The sequence below is a fragment of the Nocardioides sp. genome (assembly GCF_036405735.1).
GTDB lineage: Bacteria > Actinomycetota > Actinomycetes > Propionibacteriales > Nocardioidaceae > Nocardioides.
Genome location: NZ_DASWXC010000008.1, coordinates 13028 through 39714, shown reverse-complemented (window position 1 = coordinate 39714; position 26687 = coordinate 13028). Strand labels below are relative to the sequence as shown.

General features: G+C 72.7%; 21 protein-coding genes and 1 tRNA gene. 13 read left to right on the top strand and 9 right to left on the bottom strand.

Annotated features, from left to right (window positions below; all coding sequences use genetic code 11):
* The first annotated feature begins 30 nt into the window (after window positions 1–30).
* The 3 genes from VGE38_RS00995 (at window position 31) to VGE38_RS00985 (ending at window position 1888) form a co-directional block, all read left to right on the top strand.
* Window positions 31–243: a DUF6752 domain-containing protein gene (locus tag VGE38_RS00995; RefSeq protein WP_331140664.1), complete on the top strand. Its 213-nt coding sequence runs from the start codon at window positions 31–33 to the stop codon at window positions 241–243.
* Between the two features lie 2 nt (window positions 244–245).
* Window positions 246–1793: a class I SAM-dependent methyltransferase gene (locus VGE38_RS00990; protein ID WP_331140663.1), complete on the top strand. Its 1548-nt coding sequence runs from the start codon at window positions 246–248 to the stop codon at window positions 1791–1793.
* 16 nt (window positions 1794–1809) lie between these two features.
* Window positions 1810–1888 (top strand) — tRNA-Gln (locus tag VGE38_RS00985).
* On the opposite strand, the gene VGE38_RS00980 is transcribed toward VGE38_RS00985, so the two are convergent.
* The 4 genes from VGE38_RS00980 to VGE38_RS00965 all read right to left on the bottom strand — a co-directional run bounded on the left by VGE38_RS00980 (window position 1877) and on the right by VGE38_RS00965 (window position 5628).
* Window positions 1877–2707: an MBL fold metallo-hydrolase gene (locus VGE38_RS00980; protein ID WP_331140662.1), complete on the bottom strand. Its 831-nt coding sequence runs from the start codon at window positions 2705–2707 to the stop codon at window positions 1877–1879. The two genes, VGE38_RS00985 and VGE38_RS00980, sit on opposite strands and share 12 nt — an antisense overlap.
* Window positions 2708–2752: 45 nt before the next feature.
* Window positions 2753–2944 carry a DUF1918 domain-containing protein gene (locus VGE38_RS00975; RefSeq protein WP_331140661.1) on the bottom strand — a complete coding sequence of 64 codons (192 nt, stop codon included), beginning with the start codon at window positions 2942–2944 and terminating at the stop codon, window positions 2753–2755.
* An 84-nt stretch (window positions 2945–3028) separates the two neighbouring features.
* On the bottom strand, window positions 3029–3787 hold the full coding sequence (locus VGE38_RS00970; RefSeq protein WP_331140660.1) for a lysophospholipid acyltransferase family protein: 759 nt from the start codon (window positions 3785–3787) through the stop codon (window positions 3029–3031).
* 65 nt (window positions 3788–3852) lie between these two features.
* A complete protein-coding gene (locus VGE38_RS00965) occupies window positions 3853–5628 on the bottom strand; it encodes a putative bifunctional diguanylate cyclase/phosphodiesterase (RefSeq protein WP_331140659.1) in 1776 nt (591 codons plus the stop codon).
* A gap of 92 nt (window positions 5629–5720) precedes the next feature.
* Here VGE38_RS00965 and glmU point away from each other — a divergent pair, with 92 nt between their 5' ends.
* The 6 genes from glmU to VGE38_RS00935 all read left to right on the top strand — a co-directional run bounded on the left by glmU (window position 5721) and on the right by VGE38_RS00935 (window position 11694).
* Window positions 5721–7223, top strand: a complete 1503-nt coding sequence (glmU, locus tag VGE38_RS00960; protein ID WP_331140658.1) for a bifunctional UDP-N-acetylglucosamine diphosphorylase/glucosamine-1-phosphate N-acetyltransferase GlmU — start codon at window positions 5721–5723, stop codon at window positions 7221–7223.
* Window positions 7224–7263: 40 nt separating this feature from the next.
* Entirely contained in the window at window positions 7264–8253 is a 990-nt protein-coding gene (locus VGE38_RS00955) for a ribose-phosphate diphosphokinase (RefSeq protein WP_524538536.1), read from the top strand.
* A 476-nt stretch (window positions 8254–8729) separates the two neighbouring features.
* On the top strand, window positions 8730–9377 hold the full coding sequence (locus tag VGE38_RS00950; protein ID WP_331140657.1) for a 50S ribosomal protein L25/general stress protein Ctc: 648 nt from the start codon (window positions 8730–8732) through the stop codon (window positions 9375–9377).
* A 7-nt stretch (window positions 9378–9384) separates the two neighbouring features.
* Window positions 9385–10011 carry an aminoacyl-tRNA hydrolase gene (gene pth / locus VGE38_RS00945; RefSeq protein ID WP_331140656.1) on the top strand — a complete coding sequence of 209 codons (627 nt, stop codon included), beginning with the start codon at window positions 9385–9387 and terminating at the stop codon, window positions 10009–10011.
* Window positions 10012–10061: 50 nt separating this feature from the next.
* Window positions 10062–10850, top strand: a complete 789-nt coding sequence (locus VGE38_RS00940) for a 3'(2'),5'-bisphosphate nucleotidase CysQ (RefSeq protein WP_331140655.1) — start codon at window positions 10062–10064, stop codon at window positions 10848–10850.
* A gap of 43 nt (window positions 10851–10893) precedes the next feature.
* The gene (locus VGE38_RS00935; protein WP_331140654.1) at window positions 10894–11694 is read left to right on the top strand and encodes a siderophore-interacting protein; all 801 of its coding nucleotides are present in this window, start codon (window positions 10894–10896) and stop codon (window positions 11692–11694) included.
* Window positions 11695–11739: 45 nt separating this feature from the next.
* On the opposite strand, the gene VGE38_RS00930 is transcribed toward VGE38_RS00935, so the two are convergent.
* The 3 genes from VGE38_RS00930 to VGE38_RS00920 form a co-directional block, all read right to left on the bottom strand.
* Complete coding sequence (locus VGE38_RS00930; protein ID WP_331140653.1) at window positions 11740–13110, bottom strand: exopolysaccharide biosynthesis polyprenyl glycosylphosphotransferase; 1371 nt, start codon at window positions 13108–13110, stop codon at window positions 11740–11742.
* 113 nt (window positions 13111–13223) lie between these two features.
* The gene (locus tag VGE38_RS00925; RefSeq protein ID WP_331140652.1) at window positions 13224–13910 is read right to left on the bottom strand and encodes a response regulator transcription factor; all 687 of its coding nucleotides are present in this window, start codon (window positions 13908–13910) and stop codon (window positions 13224–13226) included.
* A complete protein-coding gene (locus tag VGE38_RS00920; protein ID WP_331140651.1) occupies window positions 13888–15348 on the bottom strand; it encodes a sensor histidine kinase in 1461 nt (486 codons plus the stop codon). The genes VGE38_RS00925 and VGE38_RS00920 overlap by 23 nt, the downstream gene beginning before the upstream one ends.
* Before the next feature lie 526 nt (window positions 15349–15874).
* On the opposite strand from VGE38_RS00920, the gene VGE38_RS00915 reads away from it, so the two are divergent.
* The gene (locus VGE38_RS00915) at window positions 15875–16609 is read left to right on the top strand and encodes a helix-turn-helix transcriptional regulator (RefSeq protein ID WP_331140650.1); all 735 of its coding nucleotides are present in this window, start codon (window positions 15875–15877) and stop codon (window positions 16607–16609) included.
* A gap of 31 nt (window positions 16610–16640) precedes the next feature.
* Here VGE38_RS00915 and VGE38_RS00910 read toward each other — a convergent pair whose 3' ends face one another.
* Together VGE38_RS00910 and VGE38_RS00905 are read right to left on the bottom strand one after the other, a co-directional pair.
* A complete protein-coding gene (locus tag VGE38_RS00910) occupies window positions 16641–17414 on the bottom strand; it encodes a hypothetical protein (RefSeq protein ID WP_331140649.1) in 774 nt (257 codons plus the stop codon).
* A 259-nt stretch (window positions 17415–17673) separates the two neighbouring features.
* Window positions 17674–18792: an LCP family protein gene (locus tag VGE38_RS00905; protein WP_331140648.1), complete on the bottom strand. Its 1119-nt coding sequence runs from the start codon at window positions 18790–18792 to the stop codon at window positions 17674–17676.
* Between the two features lie 234 nt (window positions 18793–19026).
* Between VGE38_RS00905 and VGE38_RS00900 the strand changes: the two genes are divergently transcribed.
* The 3 genes from VGE38_RS00900 (at window position 19027) to VGE38_RS00890 (ending at window position 26686) form a co-directional block, all read left to right on the top strand.
* Window positions 19027–19713: a hypothetical protein gene (locus tag VGE38_RS00900; RefSeq protein WP_331140647.1), complete on the top strand. Its 687-nt coding sequence runs from the start codon at window positions 19027–19029 to the stop codon at window positions 19711–19713.
* Between the two features lie 112 nt (window positions 19714–19825).
* A complete protein-coding gene (locus VGE38_RS00895; RefSeq protein WP_331140646.1) occupies window positions 19826–23140 on the top strand; it encodes a PKD domain-containing protein in 3315 nt (1104 codons plus the stop codon).
* A 231-nt stretch (window positions 23141–23371) separates the two neighbouring features.
* Window positions 23372–26686 (top strand): LamG-like jellyroll fold domain-containing protein, encoded by a 3315-nt coding sequence (locus VGE38_RS00890; RefSeq protein WP_331140645.1) that lies wholly within the window; start codon window positions 23372–23374, stop codon window positions 26684–26686.
* Window position 26687 lies beyond the last annotated feature (1 nt).

Below are 26687 nucleotides of genomic sequence, written 5' to 3'. Positions count from 1 at the left end.
CACCTGGCCGCACCCGAAGGAGCACCACTGATGGCTGCGACGTCCCAGAACCCGGGCCACCCGGAGAACGAGAGCCTGCGCGAGCGGGTGGCGCGACTCGAGCGGGAGGTCGCCGAGAACCGCGTCCTGCGGCAGCGGGTCGAGGAGCTCACCGACCAGCTCGCACAGCTCCTCGTCGCCGTCCACGACAAGGACCAGGCGCGCATCGACGCGCTCCTCGCCGAGCTGCGGGGACAGGGCTGACGGTGCCCGCGATCGACCAGCAGGGAGTCCTGCTCCCGCAGGCGCCGCAGGTGCCGTTGCTGGTGCACTTCGACGAGCAGTACGTCTGGTCCTTCACGCCCGGACGGGACGGCGCGTTCGGCGCCGACGGCTTCCGCATCGACTGGCCCGCCGCGCTGCGGCCCTTCCTGATCGGCACGACCCGGCTGCGCATCGCGACGTACGACGGCGACGTGGTGCTGCTCGACCAGGAGGTGCGCTTCGGGGAGGGTGAGGCGGCGGATGCCCCGGTCGCGTTCGTCGACGAGGACGGTGCGCCGTACTCCATCGACAAGGTGGGCCACCTGACCCGCTCCTTCGAGGAGACCCCCGAGGGTCTCAAGAGCGAGCTGCTCGACGCGACGGAGACGGTGCTGCGCGAGCTGCGCGAGCGCTGCGGCGTCGACGCCTACCTCTGCTACGGCGCGCTGCTGGGGGCGGCGCGGCAGGGCACGATGCTGGGGCACGACTCCGACGTCGACCTGTGCTACTACAGCCACCACGCGACGCCGGTCGACATCATCCGCGAGAGCTACCGGATCTACCGCGAGCTCAGCGCGCTGGGCTGGCAGATGCTGCGGATGTCGGCCGGCGACATGAAGGTGATCTGGCCGCTGTCCGACGGGCGCAGCGCCCACATCGACATCTTCTCGGCCTTCACGATCAACGACACCTTCTATCAGTTCGGCAACCGCAACGGCTCCTTCGACGCCGCGGCGCACCTGGTGCCGCTCGGCAGCGTCACCCTCGAAGGTCGGTCGTTCCCCGCCCCTCGCCATCCCGAGGAGATGCTCGCGTTCATCTACGGGCCGGGCTGGCGCGTGCCGGATCCCGGCTTCCGCTACCGCGACAACCCGGTCGGCACCCGCAGGCTCGACGGCTGGTACCGCGGCTTCCGCACCGAGGTCCCGCTGTGGGCCGGGATCTACCAGGGCGCGCCCGTCGAGCGGGTCCCGACCGGGCCGTCGCCGTTCGCGCGGTGGGTGGAGCCGCAGCTGGGCGCCGGTGCCAAGGTCGCCGACCTCGGCGCCGGGACGGGACGCGACGTCTTCTGGCTCCGCTCGCAGGGCCACCCCGCCCTCGCGGTCGACTACTCGCTGCCGGCGCTCACCCACATGCACCGCGTCCGCGACGCCCTCGGCTTCGCCGACGTCCCGCTCGAGGTGGTGTCGCTCAACGAGACCCGGCACGTGTCGTGGCTGCTCGGCACCCTGGGCCGCGACCCGCACCACCTCTACGCCCGCGGCCTGATCGGGTCGCTGGACGAGGACGCTCGGCACAACCTCTTCCGGCTCGCCGCCGCCGCGCTGCGACGGGGCGGGAAGCTCTTCCTGGAGTTCTCCGCGCCCTCGCCCGCCCCGCTGCCCGAGCCGTCCGGACTGACCCGCCGCTTCGACCCCGTCTGGCTGCAGGGTGAGATCGAGTCGCACGGCGGCGTCGTCGAGCATCTCGAGGTCGGAGCCGGGGAGGACATGTACGGCGGACCCGACCCCGCCGTGGCCCGGATGCGGGTCGGCTGGGCGCATCCGTAAGGTGTGCCTTGATCTTTCCCCGGTTGGTCTGCCGGCAGGGCCCGCCTGACTTTGAATCAGGACTAGCGACGTAGGTTCGACTCCTACCCGGGGAGCTTCACCTGTGCGGCCAGGCGCTCGAACGTCGCCCGGTCATGAGCACAGAAGACGGTGACCTCGGGGGAGGAGCCGACCAGCTCTCGCAGTCGCGCCTGGTTCTCGTGACGGGCCCGGCCGTCGACCTGCATGAGTGTCTGGAAGACCCGCAGGCCGACCGGTGCGGTGCCGTCGGTGACCTCGGACTGCGCGAAGTAGGCGTCGCCGGCGTGCAGCAGCCAGCCGGCCGGCGTACGGACCGCGACGCCGCAGTGACCGCGGGTGTGGCCGACGAGCGGGACCAGGGCGACCTCCGCGTCCGGGAGGTCGAGCACGCGCACCGACGAGAAGCCGTGCCAGGTGTCGCCGGCCAGGTCGTAGGTGCGCCAGTCCGGTCCGTGCGCCACGAGGCGGCGGTGGTAGCGCTCACGCTCGAGCAGCGTCGCCCGGGCGTGGAAGGCGGTCAGCTCGTCGGCGTAGACGTGCACCCGCGCCCGGGGGAAGTCACCGATGCCGCCGATGTGGTCGAGGTCGAGGTGGGTCACCACGATGTCGGTCACGTCGGCGGCGGTGAAGCCGAGCGCCTCGATCTGGCGTACGGCGGTCTCGGACTCCCTCAGCACCGGACGGACGGCACGGCGGAAGCTTCGCCCGAGCCCGGCGGGGGCGGCGACGTCACCCAGGCCGAAGCCGGTGTCGACCAGAACCAGCCCGGCAGCGGTCTCGACGAGCAGGCAGTGGCAGACGAGGTCGGCGGTGCGGAGCAGGCTGCCGGCACCGGTGAGCAGCCGCTCGCCGAGCGGGCGCATGGTGCCGCAGTTGAGGTGGTGGACGCGCACCCGGGCAGCGTAGGGCCACCGCGCCCCGAGGAGTCCGCGAACCGCCTAGCCGGTAGTCCCCGGCACGACGTGCGCGTCCGGGCCGGGGTAGACCAGCCCCTCGTGCCCGTCGGCCCAGCGCACGACGTACGGCGGCTGGCCGTCGGCGCCGCGCACCTCCAGCACCTCCCCGTCACGGCGGGGCTGCCCGACCTTGTGCCCCTCGACCAGCAGGTGGTCGCCGACCTTCGCCTGCATCGCGTCCTCCTCGCTCGGGTCCCGTCCGTCCCACGATGCGCCTCCTCGGAGAGGCTCGCAAGAGGGCCGCACCCCCGCCCTGCCTCAGCGCTTCTTCGCGGCCTTCCGCTCGGCCCGCAGCCGGCGCTCCTCGGCGTACATCGCCTCGGCCTCCTCCAGCGTCGGAGCCGAGCCGCCGTACGCCTGCGGCACCCACCACGCGCCGGGCGGGCGCTCGTCGGCGGGGTAGCTCGTGATCAGCCGGTCCAGCATCTCCTCCATGCGGCGGCGCAGCTCGGCGGTCTCGGCGACCGGGTCCGCGGCGGTCGGGTGCATCGGCTCCCCGACCTCGATGCTGATCGTCTTGCCGCGGGAGAAGTCGCGCGGCTGGCCCTTGGTGAGGATGCGCTGGGTGCCGAAGAGGACGACCGGCACCAGCGGTACGCCGGCGTCGGCGGCGATCCGCACCGCGCCGGTCTTGAGGTCCTTGATCAGGAAGCTCCGCGAGATGGTGGCCTCAGGGAAGATGCCGACGACCTCGCCCTCGCGCAGCTTGTCGGCGGCGACCCGCATCGACTCCTCACCGGACGCCCGGTCGACGCTGATGTGGTGGAACGAGCGCATCACGGGACCGCCGACCGGGTGGTCGAAGACCTCGCGCTTGGCCATGAACCGGGTCAGCCGACCGCGCTCGACGCCGGGGTAGCCCGCCATCAGATAGTCGACGTAGGACACGTGGTTGATCGCCAGCAGCGCCCCACCGTCCTCGGGGATGTGCTCGAGCCCGGTCATGTCGATGCGGATGCCGCCGAGCTTGAACCACGTTTTCGCCGCCGCGATGACGAGGGGGTAGCTGATGTCCACGAGTGTCCTCTTCCAACGGGTGCCAACGGGTTCCAGGTCTGCTCCGGGATGGTGGCCGGAGTGTGTCAGGTGCGGCCCGGTGACGCACCTTCGGTGTCGCCGGTCGCCACCGGCTCCGGCGCGCCGAGGAGGAAGCCCTGTCCGAAGTCGCAGTCGATCCGGGTCAGCAGCCGGGCCTGGTGCTCGGTCTCCACCCACTCGGCGACCACCTTGACGCCCAGGGCTCGGGCCAGCGCGATGATCGCCTCCAGGACGGGCGCCTCCGTGGACTCCTCACGGATCGAGCTGACCAGCGAGCCGTCGATCTTGAGGACGTTGATGGGGAAGGTCTCGAGCCGCTTGAAGGAGGAGTAGCCGGAGCCGAAGTCGTCGATGGCGACCAGGACGCCCAGGTCCCGGAGCCGGTGCAGGTTCTGCAGCACCCGCGGATCCTCGCCGCCGACGGCGGACTCCGTGACCTCGACGACCAGGAGGTTGCCGGGCATCGACCAGCGCTGCAGCTCACGGCGGACGTCGTCGGCGTAGCGGGGGTCCTGCAGCTCGCGGACCGAGGCGTTGAGGCCCACCGAGACGCGCGGACCGGGTGCGGACATGGTCGTCCGGCACACCTCGCCCAGCATCCACCGGCCCAGCGAGCGGATGGCGCCGGTGCGCTCGGCGTTCGGGACGAAGTCGCCGGGGTAGACGACGCCACGCGTCGGGTGGTGCCAGCGCACGAGGGCCTCGTAGCCGATGGTCTCGCGGGTGGTGAGCTGCACGATCGGCTGCCGGTAGAGCCGGAGCTCGCCCCTCTCGATCGCCGCCTCGAGCTCGCTGGAGGAGCGATCCGGATCGCCGTGGACGACCGTCCGGTCGCGTCCGGCCGACTTCGCGTCGTAGAGCGCGACGTCGGCGCGGCTCATCAGCATCGACGCCGAGTCGCCGGGCTCCCAGGCGGCCACCCCCGCCGACATCGTGATCGACTCCGATCCGGGTCGCAGCGACCGCAGCTCGTCGGCCAGGTCGGCGGCGCGACCCAGCGGGACGTCCGGGATCAGCAGGGCGAACGTGTCGCCGGCGTACCGGCCCAGGCACGCGGCGTCGGGGAGACGCTCCCGCATGGCCTCGGCGCACTGCTGGAGCAGCCGGTCCGCCGCATGCTGCCCCTCGTCCTCGTTGACCGTCTGGAACCTGTCGATGTCGATCAGCGCGAGGCTGAGCGGGTGTCCGCCGGCGGCGGCGCGCATCGCCTCCTCGAGCTTGCGGTCCAGGCCGCGCCGGTTCAGCAGTCCGGTGACCGCGTCCTCCTCGGCGGCGTTCGCGACGCGGGCCAGCCAGCCCACGACCGCCGCCGAGCCGATCTTGCAGCCCGCGACGAGCAGGATCTCGCCGGCCGGCAGCCCGTGGTGGGTCAGGGTGACCACGGCTGCCGTCTCGGCCAGCGCGATGTGGGCCGCCGCGGCGCGCAGCGAGAACATGAAGGCGGCGTTCGTCATCACGAACAGGAAGGGGCAGCTCAGCGCCAACGCGCTCGCGCCCCCTCCTCCCAGCAGCACGGCGACGGTGATCAGGGCCGTGCCGACGAGGGACAGCAGGTGGTAGGTCCACCGGCGGAACCGCAGGCCGAACGCGAGGATGACCAGGCCGACGACGACGGCGGTGCCGCCGATCGCGGCGATGCCGCTCCGGTCGGCCGTCTCCCAGCCCAGCAGGCTGCTGGCCACGAGCAGCACCAGCCCGCCGAGCAGCCAGAACGACACGTTGGTCCAGCGCATCGCCGCAGGGGCGCTGACCGCGGGCGGCTCCCGCCAGGCGCGGCGCAGGTCGAAGGCAGGGACACTCCGGCCAGGTCCATGAGGCACGTCGGACCATTCCCCCTCCCGCGCCGCCAGGATGCGCCGCACCACCTCCTAGACTGCCGTAAGCCGTTCCAACCCGCTGGAGGAGTGTCCTCGTGACCGAGCTGAGCGTCGTCGTCCTCGCCGCCGGAGGCGGGACGCGGATGAAGTCGAAGACCGCCAAGGTTCTCCATCGGGTCGGCGGGCGGAGCATGGTGGGGCACGTGCTGGCCGCCGTACGCACCCTCGAGCCGGCGCGCGTCGTCACCGTCGTCGGCCACCAGCGGGAGCAGGTCGCGCCGCACGTCCAGGAGCTGATGCCCGAGGCCGTCCTGGCCGTGCAGGAGGAGCAGCTCGGCACCGCGCACGCCGTCCGGATGGCGGCCGACGCGCTCGGCCTGGGCCAGCAGCCGGGCGGCACCGTCCTGGTGGCGTACGGCGACACGCCGCTGCTGCGCGGCGAGAGCCTGCAGGCGTTCCTGGCCGACCACAGGGCCTCCGGGCGGGCGGTGAGCATCCTGTCCGGTGTCGTCGGCGACCCGTTCGGCTACGGCCGGATCGTGCGCGGCGCCGAGGGCGTCGTCGAGGCGATCGTGGAGGAGAAGGACGCGACCGCCGAGCAGCGGGCGATCCGGGAGATCAACTCCGGCATCCTCGCCTTCGAGGCGGCGTTCCTGGCCGACGCGCTCGGTCGGATCGGCAACGACAACGCCAAGGGCGAGTACTACCTGACCGACACGGTCGCGCTGGCCCGGGCCGCCGGCCTGCCGGTCGGGGCCCACGTGATCGACGACGTCACCGAGATCGAGGGCGCCAACGACCGTGCCCAGCTCGCGGCCCTCGGGGCGCTGCTCAACGCGCGGGTGGTGGGCCGCTGGATGCGCGAGGGCGTCACCGTCGTGGACCCGGCCACGACCTGGATCGACGTCGACGTCGAGCTCGCGCCGGACGTCACCGTGCTGCCCGGCACCCAGCTGCTCGGCGCCACCGTCGTCGGCGAGGACGCCGTCATCGGCCCCGACACCACGCTTCGCGACTGCGAGGTCGGCGCGGGCGCCCATGTCGTGCGGACCCACGCCGAGCTGGCCGTGGTGGGCGAGAGCGCCGACGTGGGCCCGTTCTCCTACCTGCGGCCAGGCACCCGGCTGGGCGCGGGCGGCAAGATCGGGGGCTTCGTCGAGACCAAGAACGCCGTGATCGGCGACGGCGCGAAGGTGCCGCACCTGTCCTACGTCGGCGACGCCGAGATCGGGGAGGGCGCGAACATCGGCGCGGGGACGATCTTCGCCAACTACGACGGCGTCGCCAAGCACCGCACGACCGTGGGCCGGCACGCCAAGACCGGCTCCAACAACACCTTCGTCGCTCCGGTGACGATCGGCGACGGTGCCTCGACCGGAGGCGGGACCGTGGTCCGTGGCGAGGTGCCGCCTGGGGCGCTCGCGGTCAGCAGCGGCCCGCTGCGGGTCATCGAGGACTGGGCCCCGCGCAAGCGGGCCGGTACGGCCCAGGCCGCTGCGGCGCAGGCGGCGGGCGGGGGACCGGCCGGTGAACGAGAGGCGTCTCACAACGACTCTTCCCGGGTTGGGGACTCGGCCCCCGGTGGGGGAGAATCCTGAGCGATCGCCCATCCCGAGTGCCCCCAGGCAGGAGCGGCTTGTGACCGGAATGAAGAAGACCACCGAGAAGCACCTGATGGTCTTCAGTGGCCGGGCCCACCCCACGCTGGCGCAGGAGGTCGCCGACCTGCTCGAGACCGAGCTGGTGCCGACCACCGCCTACGAGTTCGCCAACTCCGAGATCTACGTCCGCTACCAGGAGTCCGTGCGCGGCTCGGACGCCTTCGTGATCCAGAGCCACACCGCTCCGATCAACCAGTGGATCATGGAGCACCTGATCATGGTCGACGCGCTCAAGCGCGCCTCGGCCAAGCGGATCACCGTCGTGATGCCGTTCTGGGGCTACAGCCGACAGGACAAGAAGCACCGCGGCCGCGAGCCGATCTCGGCCCGGCTGATGGCCGACCTGTTCAAGACCGCCGGCGCCGACCGGATCATCTCGGTCGACCTGCACGCCGACCAGTTGCAGGGCTACTTCGACGGACCCGTCGACCACCTGATGGCGCTGCCGGTGCTGGCCGACTACATCAAGGGCAAGTACGGCGACGCCCACGGCGCCGAGCTCGCCGTCGTCTCGCCCGACGCCGGGCGGATCAAGGTCGCCGAGCGCTGGTCGGCCCGCCTGGGCGGCGTACCGCTGGCGTTCATCCACAAGACCCGCGACACCACCCGGCCCAACGAGACGGTCGCCAACCGCGTCGTCGGTGAGGTGGCCGGCAAGATCTGCGTGCTGACCGACGACATCATCGACACCGGCGGCACGATCGTGAAGGCCGCCGAGGCGATCATGGCCGAGGGAGCCGCCGGCGTGGTCATCGCCGCCACCCACGCGATCCTGTCCGACCCCGCCGTGGACCGGCTCAAGAACAGCCCCGCCATCGAGGTCATCGTCACCGACACGCTGCCCATCGAGGACAGCAAGCAGTTCGACAAGCTGACGACGCTCTCGATCGCCCCGATGCTCGCCCGCGCCATCCGCGAGGTGTTCGAGGACGGCTCCGTCACCTCGATGTTCGACGGCCACGCCTGATCGCGACCGCGCCAGCGGGCGCGATCGTTGGTGGTCGCCCTTCGAGACGCCTCGTCCCTCGGCTCCTCAGGAACCGCAGCGACCACGACCGAGCTCGCGAGGTCGTGACGGAGCGTGTCGAGACCGAGCCGCGTGGGCGGGGCATCCGTCCGGCGTACCCGCCTGGCTGTTCGGCAAGGTATGCAGGGAAAGATGCACTTCCCGTGCGGAACTCCGCGAGGGGAGCGCGCATTGGACTGCATACCTCGATGAACAGCCGTGAGCATCGCGGCGGCGATTTCGGCGTACGCCGCCCGCGGCCCTAGACTGACGCAGTTGCCTCGGCGAGGGAGCCCCACCGGCACCAGGGACTCCGTGATCGACAGGGCAGGCTGACAAGCCGCGCGCCCTGTTGCTCGCGGCTTTTTCTGTGCCTGTCGGAGTCTCTCGGCCCGAGCGGCCCCCACCATCCGATCCCCAGGTTCCAGGAGCACGTCATGACCAGCGAGAAGATCACCGCCGAGGTCCGCAACGAGTTCGGCAAGGGCGCTGCCCGCCGGATCCGCCGCGAGAACAAGATCCCTGCCGTCGTCTACGGTCACGGCTCGGAGGCCACCCACGTGACCCTGCCGGGCCACGAGACGATGATGGCGCTCAAGCACCACGGCGCCAACGCCCTGCTGGAGCTCGACATCGAGGGCACGACCCAGCTCGCGCTGACCAAGCAGGTCCAGGTCGACCACCTGCGCCGCGTCATCGAGCACATCGACTTCGTCGCGGTGAAGGCCGGCGAGAAGGTCACCGTCGACATTGCGCTCACCGTGGTCGGCGAGGCCGCCAAGGAGACCATCGTGACCCTCGAGCAGGCGACCATCTCGGTCGAGGCCGAGGCCACCCACGTCCCCGAGGGCCTCGAGGTCTCCGTCGAGGGTCTGGCCGCCGGCACCCTCGTCACCGCCGGTGAGGTGGCCCTGCCGAAGGGCGTCACGCTGCTCACCGACGCCGACGCCACCGTCGTGAACGTCGCCGCCGCCCCGACCGCCGCGCAGGTCGAGGCCGACCTCGAGGCCGCCGAGGCCGAGGCCGGCATCGTGCACGAGGAGTCGACCGCCGAGGTCGAGGCCGAGGCGACCGAGGGCGAGTGACCCACCGGTGACCGACGCCAGGAGCTCCGGCGGCCCTCACGGCGCCGACGCCGTCTGGCTCGTCGTCGGGCTGGGGAACCCCGGCCCGGCGTACGCCGGTCATCGCCACAACATCGGGTATCTCGTCAACGACGAGCTCGCCCGGCGGCTGGGTGCCTCCTACCGGAGCCACAAGACCGGCCGCGCCGACGTCGTCGAGGGCCGCCTCCCCGCTAGCAGCGGTGGGGTCGGCCCTCGGCTCGTCCTGGGCCGTCCGCGGTCCTACATGAACGAGGTGGGCGGGCCCGTGAAGGCGCTGGCGACCTTCTACAAGGTGCCGCCGGAGCGGCTCATCGTGATCCACGACGAGCTCGACATCCCCTTCGACACCATGCGCGTCAAGCTCGGTGGTGGGGACAACGGCCACAACGGCCTCAAGTCGATCCGCTCCTCGCTGGGCACCGGTGAGTTCTATCGGATCCGGGTCGGCATCGGCCGCCCGCCGGGGCGCCAGGACGTCGCCGACTTCGTCCTGTCGAACTACTCGGCCGCCGAGCGGAAGGTCGTCCCGTTCCAGGCCGACACCGCCGCCGACGCCGTCGAGTCGCTGGTCTCCGAGGGCCTCGAGCGCACCCAGCAGCGGTTCAACAGCTGAGCACGAGACAGCGGCCAGGGCGGGTCACGGCGACGGGTTAGGGTTCCCCGGTGACCTTCGAGCCCGGGACGCCGCCCACCGACGACCACCTCTTCGCCGCCTGGCTGGCCGACGCCGCGGGGGAGCGGCTGCTGGAGGTGCGCGCCACCGGCCTGGAGGGTCGCGAGCTCAAGGACGCGGGCGACCTGGCGGCCCACGAGCTGCTGACCAGCCTGCTGTCGACATACCGTCCGCAGGACGCGGTGCTCTCCGAGGAGGGCAAGGACGACAAGCGCCGGCTCGCGGCCGAGCGGGTCTGGATCATCGACCCGCTCGACGGCACCCGCGAGTTCTCCGAGGTGCCGCGCGACGACTGGGCGGTGCACGTGGCGCTGTGGGAGCGCGGCGAGCTGGTGGCCGGCGCCGTCGCGCAGCCGGCGCTCGGTGCGACGTTCCACACCGGCGCGGCTCCGGTCGTGCCGGGCCTCGACAGCGCGGACCACCGTGCCGGCGAGCGACCCCGCATCGCGGTCAGCCGGAGCCGGCCGCCGGCGTTCGTGACCGCGCTGGCCGAGCACCTCGACGCCGAGCTGGTGCCGATGGGCTCGGCCGGGGTGAAGGTGATGAGCGTCGCCCGCGACCTGACCGACGCCTACGTGCACGCCGGCGGCCAGTACGAGTGGGACTCCGCGGCGCCCGTCGCGGTGGCGGCGGCGGCCGGGCTCCACACGAGCCGCGTCGACGGCAGCCCGCTGCGCTACAACCAGGACGACGTCTACCTGCCCGACCTCATCGTGTGCCGGCCCGAGCTGGCCGAGGCGATCGTCGCGTTCGTGGCCGAGCACGGCACCGAGGTCTGAGCCGCCCCGCGGCGTCGGTACGCCGGAAGTTAGGCTCACCTTCATGACCGCGCCGAAGCCCTTCACCGAGCTCACCGTCACCGCGACCGAGCGGCTGACCGACGGCATGGTGCGGGTCCGGTTCGCGGCCGTCGACCCTGCCGCCTTCGCCGAGGCGTTCGGCGGCAGCCGGTTCACCGACCGCTACGTGAAGCTGGTCTTCGAGGGCGCGGACGGCCACCGCGCGCTGCGCACCTACACCGCGTTGGAGCCCGACGTCGACGCGGGAACGCTGGCCATCGACTTCGTGGTGCACGGCGCCGGCGACGAGGGGCTCGCCGGTCCGTGGGCGCTGGCTGCCCGCCCGGGTGACCGGATCACGGTCCGCGGGCCCGGCGGCGCCTACGCCCCGAACGCTGCCGCCGACTGGCACCTGCTCGCCGGCGACGAGGCCGGACTGCCGGCGATCCGCGCCGCCCTGGCCGCGCTGCCGGCCGACGCCCGCGGGTACGCCGTCGTCGAGGTGCGCGACGCCAGCCACGAGCAGCCGCTGCCGGCTCCGGCAGGCGTCGCGGTCAGCTGGGTGCACGGGGGCACCACGACCCATGAGGCCATGGCGGACGCGAGCGGGCAAGAGCCGTCGCTGCTGCGCGCCGTCCGCGACCTGCCGTGGCTGCCCGGCCGCGTCCACGCCTTCGTCCACGGTGAGGCGCAGGTCGTCATGCACGCCCTCCGGCCGTACCTGCTGCGCGAGCGGGAGGTGCCGCGGGCCGACCTGTCGATCTCCGGGTACTGGCGTCGCGGCCGCACCGAGGAGGCCTTCCGGGAGTGGAAGGCGCAGCTCGCCGCCGTCGAGACCGCCTGACGGGCCACGAGCCGGGTCTCGACGGGCCAGGAGCCGGGTCTCGACTCAGTAGGCGCCGCGGTGGGTGAGGACGGCGTGGAAGGTGCGCGCGACGATGCCCAGGTCACGGGTGAGCGACCAGTTGTCGACGTAGTCCAGGTCCAGTCGCACCGACTCCGACCAGGTGAGGTCGGAGCGCCCGGACACCTGCCACAGCCCGGTCAGCCCCGGCTTGACGACCAGACGGCGCCGCGGGTCCTCGTCGTAGCCGGCGACCTCGTCGGGCAGCGCCGGGCGGGGACCGACCAGCGACATCTGTCCGAGCATCACGTTGACCAGCTGCGGCAGCTCGTCGAGGGAGTACTTGCGCAGCAGCCGCCCGGCCCGGGTGATGCGGGGATCGCGCCGGATCTTGAAGAGCACCGCGTCGCTCTCGGAGACCAGACCCGCCCGGACCACCTCGGCATCGCCGTGCATGGTGCGCAGCTTCAGCATGGTGAACGTCCGGCCGTCGCGCCCGACGCGGGTCTGGGCGAACAGTGCCGGCCCCGGTGAGTCGAGACGGATCCACAGCATGAGTCCCAGCAGCACCGGCGTGAGCAGCAGCAGCGCGAGCGCCGCGGCCAGCCGCTCCCACGCGTGCTTGGCGGCGGCGGCGACGCCGGAGCGGCGCCGGGGCCGGACCTCGATCAGGTCCAGCGACCCGGTGCGGGTCAGCACGGCGCGGTCCGGCACGACGTCGCGGATCCGAGTGGTCACCAGCAGCGGGATGCCACGCTCCTCGAGCAGCCAGCCGAGCCGCTGCAGCAACCGGCTGTCGAGCCCCGTCCCGGGGACGGCCAGCACAGCCTGGGGGGTGAGTTGGTCCAGGGCGGCGACGACCTCGTCCGGCGTACATCCGCCGACCCCGCGCAGACGCCTGGCCGACGTCGCGTCCAGGTCGTCGAGCACGTCGAGGACGTCGTCCTCACCGCCGACGACCAGCACCCGCAGCGGAGCGCCGTGGCCACGACGCGTCGCCAGGTCGACGACGACCGATGAGGTGGCCGCCGCGAGCGTGAACAGCAACAACGGCGCCGGTCCGATGACCGTCGCGCCGACCTCGATCGTCGTCGCGGCCCAGTAGACCAGGGCGACCGCTCCCACGGCACGGTACGGCGGCCGGCAGGCCGCCGGGAGCACGCCGTGCCGCGGCCGGCAGGCCGAGGCGAGCAGCGCCCAACCGGTCACCAGGAGGACCGCGAGCGGCCCGCCGGGCTCGCCGACCAGTAGCCAGGTCGTCGCCGCGGCGAGCGCTCCGGCGACCAGTTCGCGCAGGCCGACGGACGGCCGGTGGGAGGGCCGGCCGCCCGCCGTCACCGTGGCCCGCTGCGGTCGAGCCGTCGGACTCGCCAGGAGGCGATCCCGCGGCGAGGGAACGACCGTCACGGTGACCACAGCGCCTCCTCGCACTCCGAGGCCCCGCAGGTGCGGTGCCGCGTCCTCGTCACGCTAGGGGCGTGCGGCGGTCGCGCTCATGCCGCAAATGCGGGAAGAAAGTTAAGGCCGGCTCAGGAAGGCGCCCGCCACCCGAGGTGATGGGCGATGCCGACCGCCGCGAGCTGCGAGGAGACGCCGAGCTTGGCCAGGATCGACTTCACCTGCGTGCGCACCGTGGCCTCCGAGACGACACCCAGATCCGCGATCTCGTGGACGGTCCGGCCCTGCATGAGGTGGCCGAGCACCTGCGCCTCCCGCGCGGTCAGCCGGTCGATCCGCTCCTGCAGCTCGTGCAGCTGCGAGCGGTGCTCCTGCCACAGTCGCAGCAGCTCCTCGCGCTCCTCGTGCGTCATGACCGGCAGCCCCTGGTTGATGCGCCGCACCGTCGAGAGGATGTCGTTGAGGGGACGGGACTTGCCCAGGACGGCGCGCGCGCCGTGGCGCACCGCCTCGCCCCAGCGACCCCGGTCGGGTGTCGCGGTCACGACCACCACGTTGATGCCGGCCTTGGCCAACGGGGCGATCAGGCGCACGCCGTCGCCGAACTTGCCCAGGTCGAGGTCGAGCAGCACGATCCGGGGCCGGAGCCGGGTCAGGGTCGACAGCAGCGTCCCGGACGTCCCGGCCCCGTCCGGCACCGGCACCCGTCGGACGTCGTACCCCTCGACCGACAGGGCCAGCTCGAGGGACTCGGCGAACAGCGCATGGTCGTCGATGACCAGGATCCGGAAGCGGTTACGAGAGATGGGCTGCGTCATGGCCGTCCTCCGGTACGACGCCTCCTGCTGCTCGAAGTCCGACGACGAACGTGGTCCCTTGCTCGGGTCCGTCGCGCAGGACGAGGTAGCCACCCTGCTCCCGGGCCAGCTGGTGCGCGATGTGGAGACCGATGCCCTGGCCCTGCGACGTCTGACCTCGACTGCCCCAGTGGAAGAGCCGTTCACGCAGGTCGGGGCTGACGCCCGGTCCCGAGTCGGAGACGCTGACCTCGACCGCGTCGCCCACGTGGTCGACGGTGACCTCCGCCGCCGAGGAGCCGTGCTTGGCCGCGTTGTCGAGGAGGATGTTGATCACCTCGGCGACCGCGTCCGGCTCGGCGGCGACCTGCTCCCCACTGGGGGACCAGCTCACCGAGTTGCCGCGGACCTCGTGGGCCAGCGCCAGGCGTCCGATCGTCTCGTCGAGGTCCACGGTGCGGGGACGGGGGATGTGAACCTGCTCGGCGGGCGGCTCCGCCACCAGCCGCTGCAGCCGCGCCAGCTCGGAGCGCATCATCTCCTCCAGCATCGCGCGACGCTGCTGGCTGACGTGCTCCCAGTCGGCGATGACATGGCTCGCCGAGGTGATCCCGGCGAGTGTCGCGTTGATCTCGTGCATCCGGGCGTGGTCGACGCGGGAGGTGGCCTCCACCTCCTCGAGCCGCCGGCCCAGCGCCTGATGCTCCTGCAGCAGGCGGAGCGCGGCTGCCCGGACGGCGGAGAGCGCGCACGTCACGAGGATCGCCGCCCCCAGCCCGTCCAGAGCGAGCGTCACGGCGGCGGTCCAGGTGGTGGCGCTGAGCATCGCGACGTTGGCGCCGCTGACGAGGACCACCGCCGCCGCCAGCCGGATCCGCAGCCACCACGGCAGGCCGGCCACGGCCAGCAGGAAGGCGCAGGTCCCGGTGACGAGTACGGCGAAGCTCACCGTCGCGACGCCGGTGCCGAGGCCGACGTCCGGCGCCACGGTGCTCGCGAGCAGACGTGGCGGCGTCAGCCCCAGGCCGATGAGGAATCCCAGCGCGGCCGGGTCAACGGGGAGCCGGTGGCGTCGCGCCAGCGCGGCGCAGAACATCGTCACCTCGAGGATCGCGAGGTCGGCGAGGGTGGACCAGCCGCGGCCGGCCGACGTCGAGGTGATGAGCTGGAGTCCGCTGGTGACGACCACCTGGCACGCCAGCACGGTGAAGGCGAGGGAGACCCAGGCCAGTGGCGACTCGCGGGAGATCCGCCAGGCGACGTAGAAGGCGAGCGCCGCGACGAGGGTCGCGGGCGCGGTGATGACGTTCTCGACGCGGGCCGCGTCGATGAGACTGCGCTCGCGAACCGCGACGACACCCAGGCCGGCGATCGGAGCGAGAACGAGCAGGAGGACGAGCGCGGAGCTGCGCCAGCTCCAGATGCCGTGTGGAATTCGGGTCGAGGTAGTGATGCTCATGCCGACAATGCCCCCGGTGTGCTGATGGGGACGACTCGACGCCACGCGCCACCCCCAGGACGGCGTGGGCGCCACGACCGGTCGGTGGACGTGGTCCCCAGCACGCTGCGTTGCCTCAGCGCGTTGAAACGTTCTGCTCTGGCCGGAGCCAGTGACGCCCGAATCGGCCGTCGATACCACAATTTAGGGAGACGTTCGTATTCCGCGCTAGCGATTCGGTAAATGGCTCCGACCTGGTGTAAGGGACGCGCGAGAACGGTGAGGCCGCTGGGAGCGCCGACGCTCGGACTGCTGCCCGACTGAGGACTCCTCGCTCCGGGCGCGACCGGAGCGGACCGGACGTCGGCTCGGACGTGTGGACCCTTCGAGGATGTGACCACGGATCGGCGCCCGGCAATCCCTAAATCTAGGTGAGAAGGACCGTCGAGAGGGTCGACGCCGACGGGGCCCCCGGACGATGCTGGGGGGCGGAGGGCCGTCACCGGACAGGGCCGACAACGGCCGCCGTACGGACGCGGGGAGAGCCATGGCAACGTTGCCGGCACGCGTGAGGGTCGTCGTCTCGGCGGAGCAGTGGCTCGTCGCCGAGGCGGTCAGGGCTGCTCTCGCCACCCGCGACGTCGACGCCCGGGTGCTCGCCTGGCCGAGTGAGTCACCCTCGGTGCCGCGCTCGCGCAGCGCCGAGCGGCCCTCGCGCCGGTCCGACGTCGGTCTGCTCATCAGTGACCTCGAGGCATGGAGCCAGGTGCGGGCCGTCTGCTTCGCCATCTCCCGGGTGAGCACGCGCTGGATCGTGATCACCGGAGCACCGCGGGGTGCGGTGTGGGGAGCGGTGCTGGACGCCGGCGCCAGCATGGTGCTCCCGAGCAGCGCCGGCCTGGACGAGATCGTCGAGGTGATGCGGCTCGTCGGCAGTGAGGGCGGCGGCATGCCGGAGGAGGAGCGCGCGGAGCTGCGTGCTGCCTGGCACACCGCTCAGGAGGACCGTCACCGTGTCGCCGAGAGGCTGCGGAGCCTCAGCCCGCGCGAGCGAGAGGTGCTCCGGCTCCTGTACGTCGGCGAGCCGGTCGTTCGCATCGCCGAGCGCTTCGAGGTCTCCCCGGCGACGGTGCGCAGCCAGGTCAAGTCGGTGCTGCGGAAGCTGGACGTCAACAGCCAGCTCGGCGCCGTGGCTGCCCTGGGGTATCTGCTCAGCACCGACGTCGGTGAGCCGGCACCGTCCGCACCCGCTTCGGCCGCCGACGGCCCGGACGGCGAGTAGGGCGCTCCACGCCGCGGCAGCCCCCGGCTCGCTAGCGGCTGTCCGGCAGCGGCGCAGCCTGGGGCGGCGGGTCCTGCGGCGCCTCCTGGGCGTCGGTGCCCTCCGGCTCTGCCGTCGGGGACGCGTCGCCGTCGACGGGTCGTTCGGAGACCGTTCCGCCGCCCGTCCCACCGGCCGGAGCGGTGTCGGACCCGGGCACGGGCTCCCGCCCGTCGGGCACGCCGTCGTCGCGAGGGCTAACGGACCCGCCGTCGTCGACCCTGCCCGGCTGCTGGGGTGGCAGCACCGAGGCCAGGAGCGCGAACCGGTCGCCGGCCACCGTGACCACCACGCTCTCGGGGCCGCGGACGAAGGTGGCGCCCTCAGCCGGGCTGTCAGGGCTGTCCTCCGCCTCGTCGAACCCCACCTCGGTCAGGTGGCCCCGGTAGTGCTTCACCAGCTGCCCAGCCGGCTCGTCGGTCGTGGCCACGAGCGAGATCTGCGCCCGCACACCGTCGTTGCTCACCCCGCTGGACTCGACCTTGGCGCCCTCCGGCGGGGCGAGGATCTCGGGGAAGCCCGGCACCAGCCGGTCGACCGCCGACGCCGGCTCGGGCAGCTCGGTGATGAGAGCCGGCGGCGCCGGTGGAGCGACGGGGGGAGGCGTCGACGCGTCCGCGGAACCGGTCGGCTGGGAGGAGCCGCCGCGCGGTCCGTCGGTCGGCGCCTCCGACCCGTCGGGGCTCGGTTCGTCCGGTGGGCTGGTGGTCGCTCCACCGGGCACCTCTCCCGTCGGGGGCGCGACGGTGGGGCCATCGGTCGGCACGGAGCTCCCGGGGGACGACCCGGACGGAGCGGGGGCCGTCGAGGAGGCCGACGGACCTGACGGAGTCGACGCCGAGGACGCGGACGGCGCCGACGCCGTCGGTGCGGTGTCCGGGTTCTGATTGTCGAGAACGACCAAGACACTGGCGATCAGCGCGAGCGCGCCGAAGAGCGCGAGGGTCAGCCGGCGTTCAGCCAGGGAAGGCACGGACATCGGTCACCACCTCGCACCGACACCGGGGCGCGGGGACGTCAGGCGCTCAGCGGACGACATCACGGGTGAGCTCCGACTTGTGCGCGGCAGTCCAACGGTCGACATGGTCCGCACGCACCTCCGCCCACATCTGCGCACCATCGGTGCGGTTCAGGTGGACAACGCTCTGGTCTCCCACCCTACCGAGCCCTTCGACCGGTGCCGTGAAGAAGTCGACGTCGGCCATGCTCAGGTCGCGCAGGGAGAGTACGAGCCGGCTCATGGCGAGGGTCGACCAGCCTTGGTCGACCGTCACGTGGCGGGTCACCTTGTCGACGATCTTGAGCGCCTGGCCGGTGTCGCCCCGGGTCGTGCGGAACATGCTCTCGGCCACCGCGCGCATGAACGCCTGCTGGCGTCGGACGCGGTCGAGGTCCCCACCGGGCAGGCCCTTGCGCTGCCGCACGTAGGCGAGCGCCTCCTCCCCGGTCAGCGAGTGGCGGCCGGCCGACCAGGCGATCTTGCGGTCCGGGTCGTACGTCGGCTCCGCGATGCTCAGCTCCACGCCCCCGACCGCGTCGGTCAGCTCGACGAACCCCGCCCAGTCGACGATCGCGAGGTGGTCGACGCGCACGCCGGTGAGCCGCTCGACCGTCGCGACCGTCAGGGACGGGCCGCCGTAGGAGAAGGCTGCGTTGAGCTTGGCCTCGCCGTAACCGGGAATGTCGACCCAGGAGTCGCGCGGCAGCGAGATGACGCTGGCGCCCTGCCGGTCGGCGTCCACGTGGACCAGCATCAGCGCGTCCGAGCGTTGGTCGCCGGGCGCCCAGGAGGGTGCCGCGGCGGCTGTTCCGGTCGTCGGCACGGGGGAACGGCGGTCGGTCCCGATGAGCAGGATGTTCTGTGCCTCCGCGGCGGGGCCGGTCGCGCGCTGCGGACGGTTCTCCAGGCCGCCGAAGGCGTCGACCCGGCTCAGGTTCCCCTCGATACGACGCTCGAGATAGATCAGCGTCCCCACGGGCACCGCCAGCAGGACCAGCAAGCAGGCGGTGAGCCCGAGGACGACGGCGCGCACGCGCGAGCGTCGCGGCGAGCGCCAGTCCTGGAAAAGGACGCCGGCGTCACCAGCATCGCCAGCGTCGCCGTCTGGGCCGCCCAGCAGCGTGGTCCCCGTGTCACGCGTCATGTCGACATGGCACGCCCTGCACCGAGCGCCGCACGACGTCGTCGCGTCCGTTACCCAAAGTCAATGACCTGCCGACGCGGTGCCCGGCCGCCTCTCCGCCCGCGTATGACTTCGGCGGCTCCCCAAGAGTGGGGATAGGCCGGGACAGCCGGGGCGAGCCAGGTCCGGCGCGTCGTGACCTGAGCGGGTGACCCGTCACCGGCGGGTGCCCGACACCCGGCAGAGGAGCAACGCATGAGCATCACCACCGGCCCTGGACCACGGCGCAGGCACCGGGTGCTCGGGACTCTCGTCGTGGCCGTCGTGGTGCTCGTCGCCGCCGTCTGCTGGTGGCTGGCCCAGCAGTCGGACCAGCAGTCGGACGACCGGCCCGCAGGAGATCCGGCGGCATCGGCGACCGCTGGTCCGACGGCGTCGTCCTCGGCCGCAGCGCCGTCCTCTGACGATCGTGAGCCCGGTCCCACGCCGTCGAGCGGGGCACCCTCGTCCGGGTCGCTGGAGCCGGTCCCGTACGCCGAGATCACGCCGCAGCCGGCTGTCCCGCTGACGGCCACCGCCGACTTCGGCACGGGGCTGACCGTCGAGATCACCAGGATCGAGTCGGTCCGCAGCGTGGCCAAGCGGCCGGGGGAGATCTCGGCGCCGGCGGTGCGCCTGACGATGCGCGCGCACAACCGCGGGGCGAAGCCGATCGACCTCGAGCAGATGGTGGTGAACCTCGACTACGGCCGGGAGCGGACACCGGCCGTCAGCGTGCAGGACCCCGGCGGCGATCCGTTCGCCGGCGTGCTGGCCCCCGGCGCCGCCATGCGCGGGGTCTACGTCTTCAACGTGCCCGACGCGGATCGAGGAGAGATCCGCGTCAGCACGAGCTACACCGGCTCGGCACCGACCCTGGTGCTCGCCGGCTCCGTGGCCTGAACCCAGGCCGGCAACCGAGGGATTCGAGGGATGGCAGATGAGACTGGTGAGGCTGGGCGCCCGAGCGCGCTCTCAGGACCGGCGCCGCCCCCGTGGCGCACGATCCGCGATCATGGCCCGGCCGCTGGCCGCGGCGCTGAGCGCCCTGCTCGTGCTGGGCACCCTCGGCGCGACGGCTGACCCGACCCGGGCGGACTGGGCGCCTGCCGACCCGTCCGATCCGGCGACGCCACCGACCGTCACCGCCGACGCGCTGCCCACGGTGCAGGTGGACGGCGTGATCTGGTCCCAGGCGGTCGCCGGCGAGACGGTGTACGCCGGTGGCTCCTTCACCGAGGGCCGTCCCGCCGGCACGGCGGCCGGCGCGGGGTCGCCCCGCGGCAACCTGGTCGCCTTCGATGTGACGACCGGCCAGATGACCGGCTTCGCGCCGGCCTTCAACCAGCAGGTGCTGGCGGTGGCGGTCTCGCCGGACCGCCGTCGGCTCTACGTCGGCGGCGACTTCACCGCGATCGACGGCGTCGCACGCAGCCGGATCGCGGCCTTCGACCTGCCGACCGGTGCCCTGGTCGAGGACTTCGCGCCCCAGGTGAACGGCCCGGTCAGGGCGATCGCCGTCACCCAGGACGCCGTCTACTTCGGTGGCCCCTTCGGCTCGGTGGGCAACCAGGACCGGGGCAGCCTCGCGGCCGTCGACGCCGACACCGGCACCCTGCTGGACTGGGAGCCCACGGTGAGCGGCGGGCCGGTGTCGGCGCTGACCGCCAAGCCCGACGGAACGCTCATCGCGGTCGGGGGCGGCTTCACGGCCGTCAACGGCGACCCGGGTCCCGCCGACGGCGACGGCGACGGCCTCGCGCTGCTCGACGCGGAGTCCGGCGCAGCGCGGGCCCTGCCGGCGGGCGACCACATCCACAACCGCCACGGCCCCGGGGACTCCGACGGTGAGATCACCTCACTGGCCGCCGACGACGGCGTCTTCTACGGCGCGGGCTACACCTTCGCGAGCATGGATGCGGGCTCGGTCGAAGGCACCTTCGCGGTGAACTGGGACGGCACCCTGCGCTGGGTCGGTGACTGCCACGGTGACAGCTACTCGGTCCACCCCGAGGCGGGGGCGCTGTACGTCGCCAGCCACACGCACTACTGCGAGAACATGGACGGCGTGCGCCAGGGAGCCGGCGGCGTCGGCGACTACCCGTACTACCGCGCCGTGGCGTTCGGCCTGGAGGCGACCGGCACCGCGACCTGGGAGCCGGACCAGAACCGCTACTACAACTTCGAGGGACTGCCGACGCCGTCGATGCTGACGTGGTACCCGTCGATCAACGTCGGCACCTACACCGGCCAGGCCCAGGGAGCGTGGAGCGTCACCGGCAACGAGGACTACATCGTCATGGCCGGCGAGTTCACGAGGGTCAACGGCCAGGAACAGCAGGGGCTCGTGCGCTTCGCCAAGGCCGACCTGGCGCCGAAGCAGGAGGGGCCGACGCTCTTCAACGACAGCTACCCGATCCAGGCCCGCTCGTCCGAGCCGGGCAAGGTCCGGGTGAGCTGGCGCTCCAACGAGGACATCGACAACGCCTACCTCGAGTACCGACTGTCGCGTCGTGTCGCCGGCTCGGACACCTCGACACTGGTGCACTCCCGTCGGGTCCGCGCCGACTTCTGGAACCCGCTGGGGATGACGTTCACGGACACCGGGCTCTCCCCGGGCACCTACGAGTACCGCCTGCAGGCCCGGGACCCGGGCGGGCTGACGGCCAACTCGCCGTGGACCGCCGTCACCGTGGCCGCCTCCGGCGTGAACAGCGCCTACCTGGATGCGGTCCACCGCGACGAGCCGACGCACTGGTGGCGCTTCGGCGAGCCGTCGGGCTCGGCCGACCCGGCCGCCGACGCCGTGGGGGCGAACCCGCTGACGGTCGGCGTGGGCGTGGTCCGCGGCACCGCCGGTGCCGTCGTCTCCGACGCGACGAACCTCGGCGCCACCTTCACCGGCACCGCCGCCGGCATCGCGACCTCCACCGTGCAGGACAACCCGCCCGACCTGTTCACCCTCGAGGCCTGGTTCCGCACCACGTCGACCACGGGCGGCCGCATCGTCGGCCGGGACACGGCGGCGACCCGCAACCCGAAGGTGGACCGGCTCCTCTACCTCGACCCTGCCGGCCACGTGGCCTTTGCCGTGAAGCCGAACGCCACCCGGGCGACCGTCGCCAGCGCCGGCACCTTCAACGACGGCCAGTGGCACCACGTCGCGGGGGTGCTGTCCCCGGACGGCATGAAGCTGTACGTCGACGGCGAGCTCTCCGGGACGGATCCGGGCGTGACCGTCGGCGAGCATCTCAGCATCGGCTACTGGCGGGTGGGCGGCGGCAGCCCGGCGACCGACCTGCCGGGTGCCTTCAGCGGTGCCATCGACGAGGTCGCCGTCTACAAGCGGGCCCTCACGGCAGCGGAGATCGGCGACCACGTCGAGGCGGCGGGGCGCCAGACCGCGCCGCCGAACCAACCGCCGACAGCGGCGTTCACCCACCGGGTGAGCGCTCTGGCCGCCTCGTTCACGTCCGCGTCGAGCGACCCGGAGGGCAGGATCGACTCCTACCTGTGGCAGTTCGGGGACGGCACGACCTCCACCGAGGCGAACCCGACCCACGCGTACGTCAACGGCGGGAGCTACGCCGTCTCGCTCAGCGTGATCGACGCCGCCGGGGCGGTGGCCACCGCCACCGCCACGGTGGTCGCGACCGACCCCACCAACAGGGCGCCGACCGCGTCGTTCACGCTGCAGGCACCGACCGAGGCCGGGCTCCGGCCGCGGTTCACCTCGACCTCCGTCGACCCCGACGGGACCATCACGGGCTGGCTGTGGGACTTCGGCAACGGCCGGACCAGCACCCAGGCGGCTGCGCGGGCCGACTACCGGACGTCGGGACCCGGGACCTACACGGTGAGCCTGACCGTGACCGACAACGACGGGGCGACGCACAGGACCCGACGCAGCGTCACGGTCTCGGAGACCGCGCTGCCGGTGCTGGGTGCGCCCATGCCGGATCCCAGCACCCCGCCGGGCACCTCGCCGCCCTCGGTCCGCAAGGTGGGCACCCGCACCGTGCTCGTCGTACGGGCCCCGAAGACGCGGCCGCACCGCGCGGTCCGGATCGGCCAGCGCGGCCGGGTCGTCCTGATCGCGACCGTGCGGGCCGCTGCCCCGGCCCAGCTCACCGGGGCGATCCGGGTGCTCGACAACGGCCGGAGCGTCAGGGTGCGTCGGGTCCACGGCGTGGGGCACCGCACATTCCGGCTCGTCCTGCGCAAGCTCGCCGTCGGCACACACCGGCTCCGCGTCGTCTACTCCGGCTCGGCGACCTTGGCCCGGTCGCGGTCCGCCGTGGTCGTCGTGCGGGTGCTGCGGCGGACCTGAGGCGGCGCTGACCGGAAATCCATCGGCGAGGAGGGGTCCGTCCAGCGGCGGGCCCCTCCTCACGGCGTGCGTGGCCGGACGCCGGGCGGTGCCGCAGCGCCGGCACCCCCAATTCTGTGGAATCGGCCCCACCGGCTCCGTCGGTCGGGTGCGTCGTTCCTACGTTCGAGCAGGGCCGCTGGCCCGACGACGTCACCACAACCATCACCGCGATCACACGGGGAGCTCACCATGGAATCGATCCGCATCGGCATCCCGGGCGTCGGCCCTGGTGCCCGCCGCTGGGCGGCGCTGGTCATCGCGCTCCTGCTGAGCCTCGCCGCCGCGCTGTCGGCGCCGACGGCCGGCTGGAGCGACAGCGCCCCGGCTGATCCGGCCGACCCTGCCAATCCGCCGACCGTCGCGGCCGACGCCCTGCCGACCGTGCAGATCAACGGCGTCGTGTGGTCGCAGGCGACGGTCGGGAACACCGTCTACGCCGGAGGCAGCTTCACCACCGCCCGGCCGGCCGGGACCTCGTCCGGCGGGGCCGGCAGCGTCACGCGCAACAACCTGGTGGCCTACGACATCCGCACCGGTGCGATGACCTCGTTCGCGCCCAGCTTCAACGGCCAGATCCGCGCTGTCGCCGTCTCGCCGGACCAGAGCCGGATCTACGTCGGCGGCGACTTCACGACGGTCAACGGCGTCGCCCGGAGCCGGATCGCGGCCTTCGACGCCACGACCGGCGCCCTCGTCTCGGGCTTCGCTCCGCAGGTCAACGGCTCGGTGACGGCCATCGCGGCGACTAACGCCACGGTGTACGTCGGCGGCTCGTTCGGCGGCGTGGGCAACCAGACCCGCAGCAACCTGGCCGCGTTCAGCCGCGCCGGTGCCCTGCTCGGGTGGGCGCCCGTGACCAGCGGCGGCTTCGTGTGGGCCATGGCGGTCGATCCCGCCGGCGCCAAGGTCGCGGTCGGCGGGTCGTTCACCGCGCTCAACGGGTCCTCGAACCCCGGGTACGGGCTCGGCATGGTGGACGCGACGACCGGCACCAACCTGCCGTTCGCGATGAACAACTACGTGCGCAACGCCACCGTGGACGGTGCGATCACCACGCTCGCCAGCGACGGCACCCACGTCTACGGCGGCGGTTACACCTTCGGTCGCGCCGGTGGCACGTTCGAGGGGTTCTTCTCCGCGCGCTGGGACGGCGGCACGGTCGAGTGGATCAACGACTGCCACGGCGACAGCTACTCGGTCTTCCCGCAGGGCTCGGTGGTCTACGCGGCCAGCCACACGCACTACTGCGAGAACATCGACGGCATCCGGCAGGGCGCCGGCTTCGTCGGCGACTACCCGTACTACCGAGGGGTCGCGATGGGCAAGGCCGCGACCCGGACCACGACGTGGGAGCCGGACCAGCGCCGCTACTACGACTTCTCCGGCCAGCCGGCCTCGGCGATCCTCACGTGGTACCCCACCATCAACGCCGGCACCTACACCGGCCAGTCGCAGGGCCCGTGGAGCGTCACCGGCAACAGCCAGTACATCGCGATGGGTGGCGAGTTCACCCGGGTCAACGGGCAGAACCAGCAGGGCCTGGTGCGGTTCGCCGTTCCCAGCATCGCGCCGAACGACCGCGGACCCACCCTGTTCAACGCGACGTACCCCCTCAACGTGCGGTCCACGGAGGCGGGCAAGGTCCGCATCGCGTGGTCGACGAACGAGGACATGGACAACGACAACCTCACCTACCGGCTCTACCGTGACACCCAGACCGCAGCGGGCCTGATCCACACCCGGACCGCCCGGGCGTTCTGGTGGAACCACTACGGCATGGGCTTCACCGACACCGGCGTCGCGCCGGGCAGCACGCATCAGTACCGCGTAGTGGTGACCGACCCGTTCGGCAACGTCGCGAACTCGCCCTGGACGACGGTCACCGTGCCGGCGAGCGGCACCGACAGCCCCTATGTGGACGCGGTGGAGCAGAGCGAGCCGACGCACTGGTGGCGGCTGGGGGAGGACGGCACGACCGCCGACTCCGCCGGAGCCCGCCCGCTGACGACGACGGCCGGCGTCGTCCCCGACGTGTCCGGCGCGATCCAGAGCGACCCCGAGAACCGGGCCATCAGGCTCCCCGGAGTCACGACCGCCCGGGCCTACACCACCGTCCAGGACTGGCCACCGGACGCGTTCACGCTCGAGGGCTGGTTCCGGACCAGCACCGGCGGCGGCAAGATCCTCGGCTGGGGCAACCGCAACGACCGCGACTCCAGCAAGGCCGACCGTCACCTCTACCTCGACGACGCGGGCCGCGTGCACTTCGGGGTCAAGCCCGATGCGACCCGGCAGGTCGTCAGCAGCCCCACGGCGTACGCCGACGGCGACTGGCACCACGTGGCGGCCAGCCTCGCGCCGACCGGGATGCGCCTCTACGTCGACGGTGAGCTCGTCGGCCAGCGCACCGACGTGAGGACCGCCGAGCACCTGTCGATCGGCTACTGGCGTATCGGGGCCGACACCCTCACCTCGTGGCCCTCGGCGCCGACGAACACCGCCTTCGCGGGCGATCTCGACGAGCTGGCGGTCTACAAGCGGGCCCTGAGCGCCAGTGAGGTGGCGACCCACTACGCGGCCGGCACCGGCGCCGCCACGCCCAACCAGCCGCCCACCGCGTCGTTCACGGCGAGCGTGGCCGACCTGACGGCCTCGTTCACGTCGACCTCGAGCGACCCGGACGGGACGATCAGCACGTATGCCTGGGACTTCGGGGACGGCACCACGGGCACGGGTGCGAGCCCGTCGCACACCTACGCCGCCGCCGGCCAGTACACGGTGAAGCTGACCGTGACCGACGACGACGGGGCGACCGCCTCGACGACACGGCAGGTGACGGTCTCCACGCCGCCGGAGGGCCCGACGCCGTTGGCCGCGGACGCCTTCGGGCGCACCGTGACCGACGGGTGGGGGAGCGCCGACCTGGGCGGCGTGTGGGCCCGCAGCGGGACGGCGAGCAACTACTCCGTGAGCGGCGGGCTCGGCCGGATCCGGATGAGCAGCCCCGGCGGCGGCCCCGGCGCGGCCCTCGACGCGGTCTCGTCGACGGACGCCGACGTGCGGGTCCGCCTGGGGGCGGACAAGGCGGCGACCGGCGGCGGCATCTACCTCACCGTGCAGCCTCGGCGGGTGAGCGCGGCGGACCGGTACTACGCCGACGTCCGGCTCCAGGCCACAGGAGCGGTCTCGCTCATCCTGGGGCGGGCCGTGGCCGGCGCCGAGACGACGCTGCAGAGCCGGACCGTGACCGGCGTGACGGCGACGGCCGGGCAGTTGCTCCAGGTGCGCGTGCAGGCGACGGGGACCGCGCCGACCACGTTCCGGGCGAAGGTGTGGCCGGTCGGCCAGCCGGAGCCCGACGCCTGGACCGCCTCGGTGACCGACAGCACGGCGGCGCTGCAGGCGCCGGGCGGGCTGGGGCTGCGGACCTACCTGTCGGGGTCGGCGACCAACGCCCCGGTCATCGGGCTCTTCGACGACCTCGACGTGCGGACCACCGGCTGAG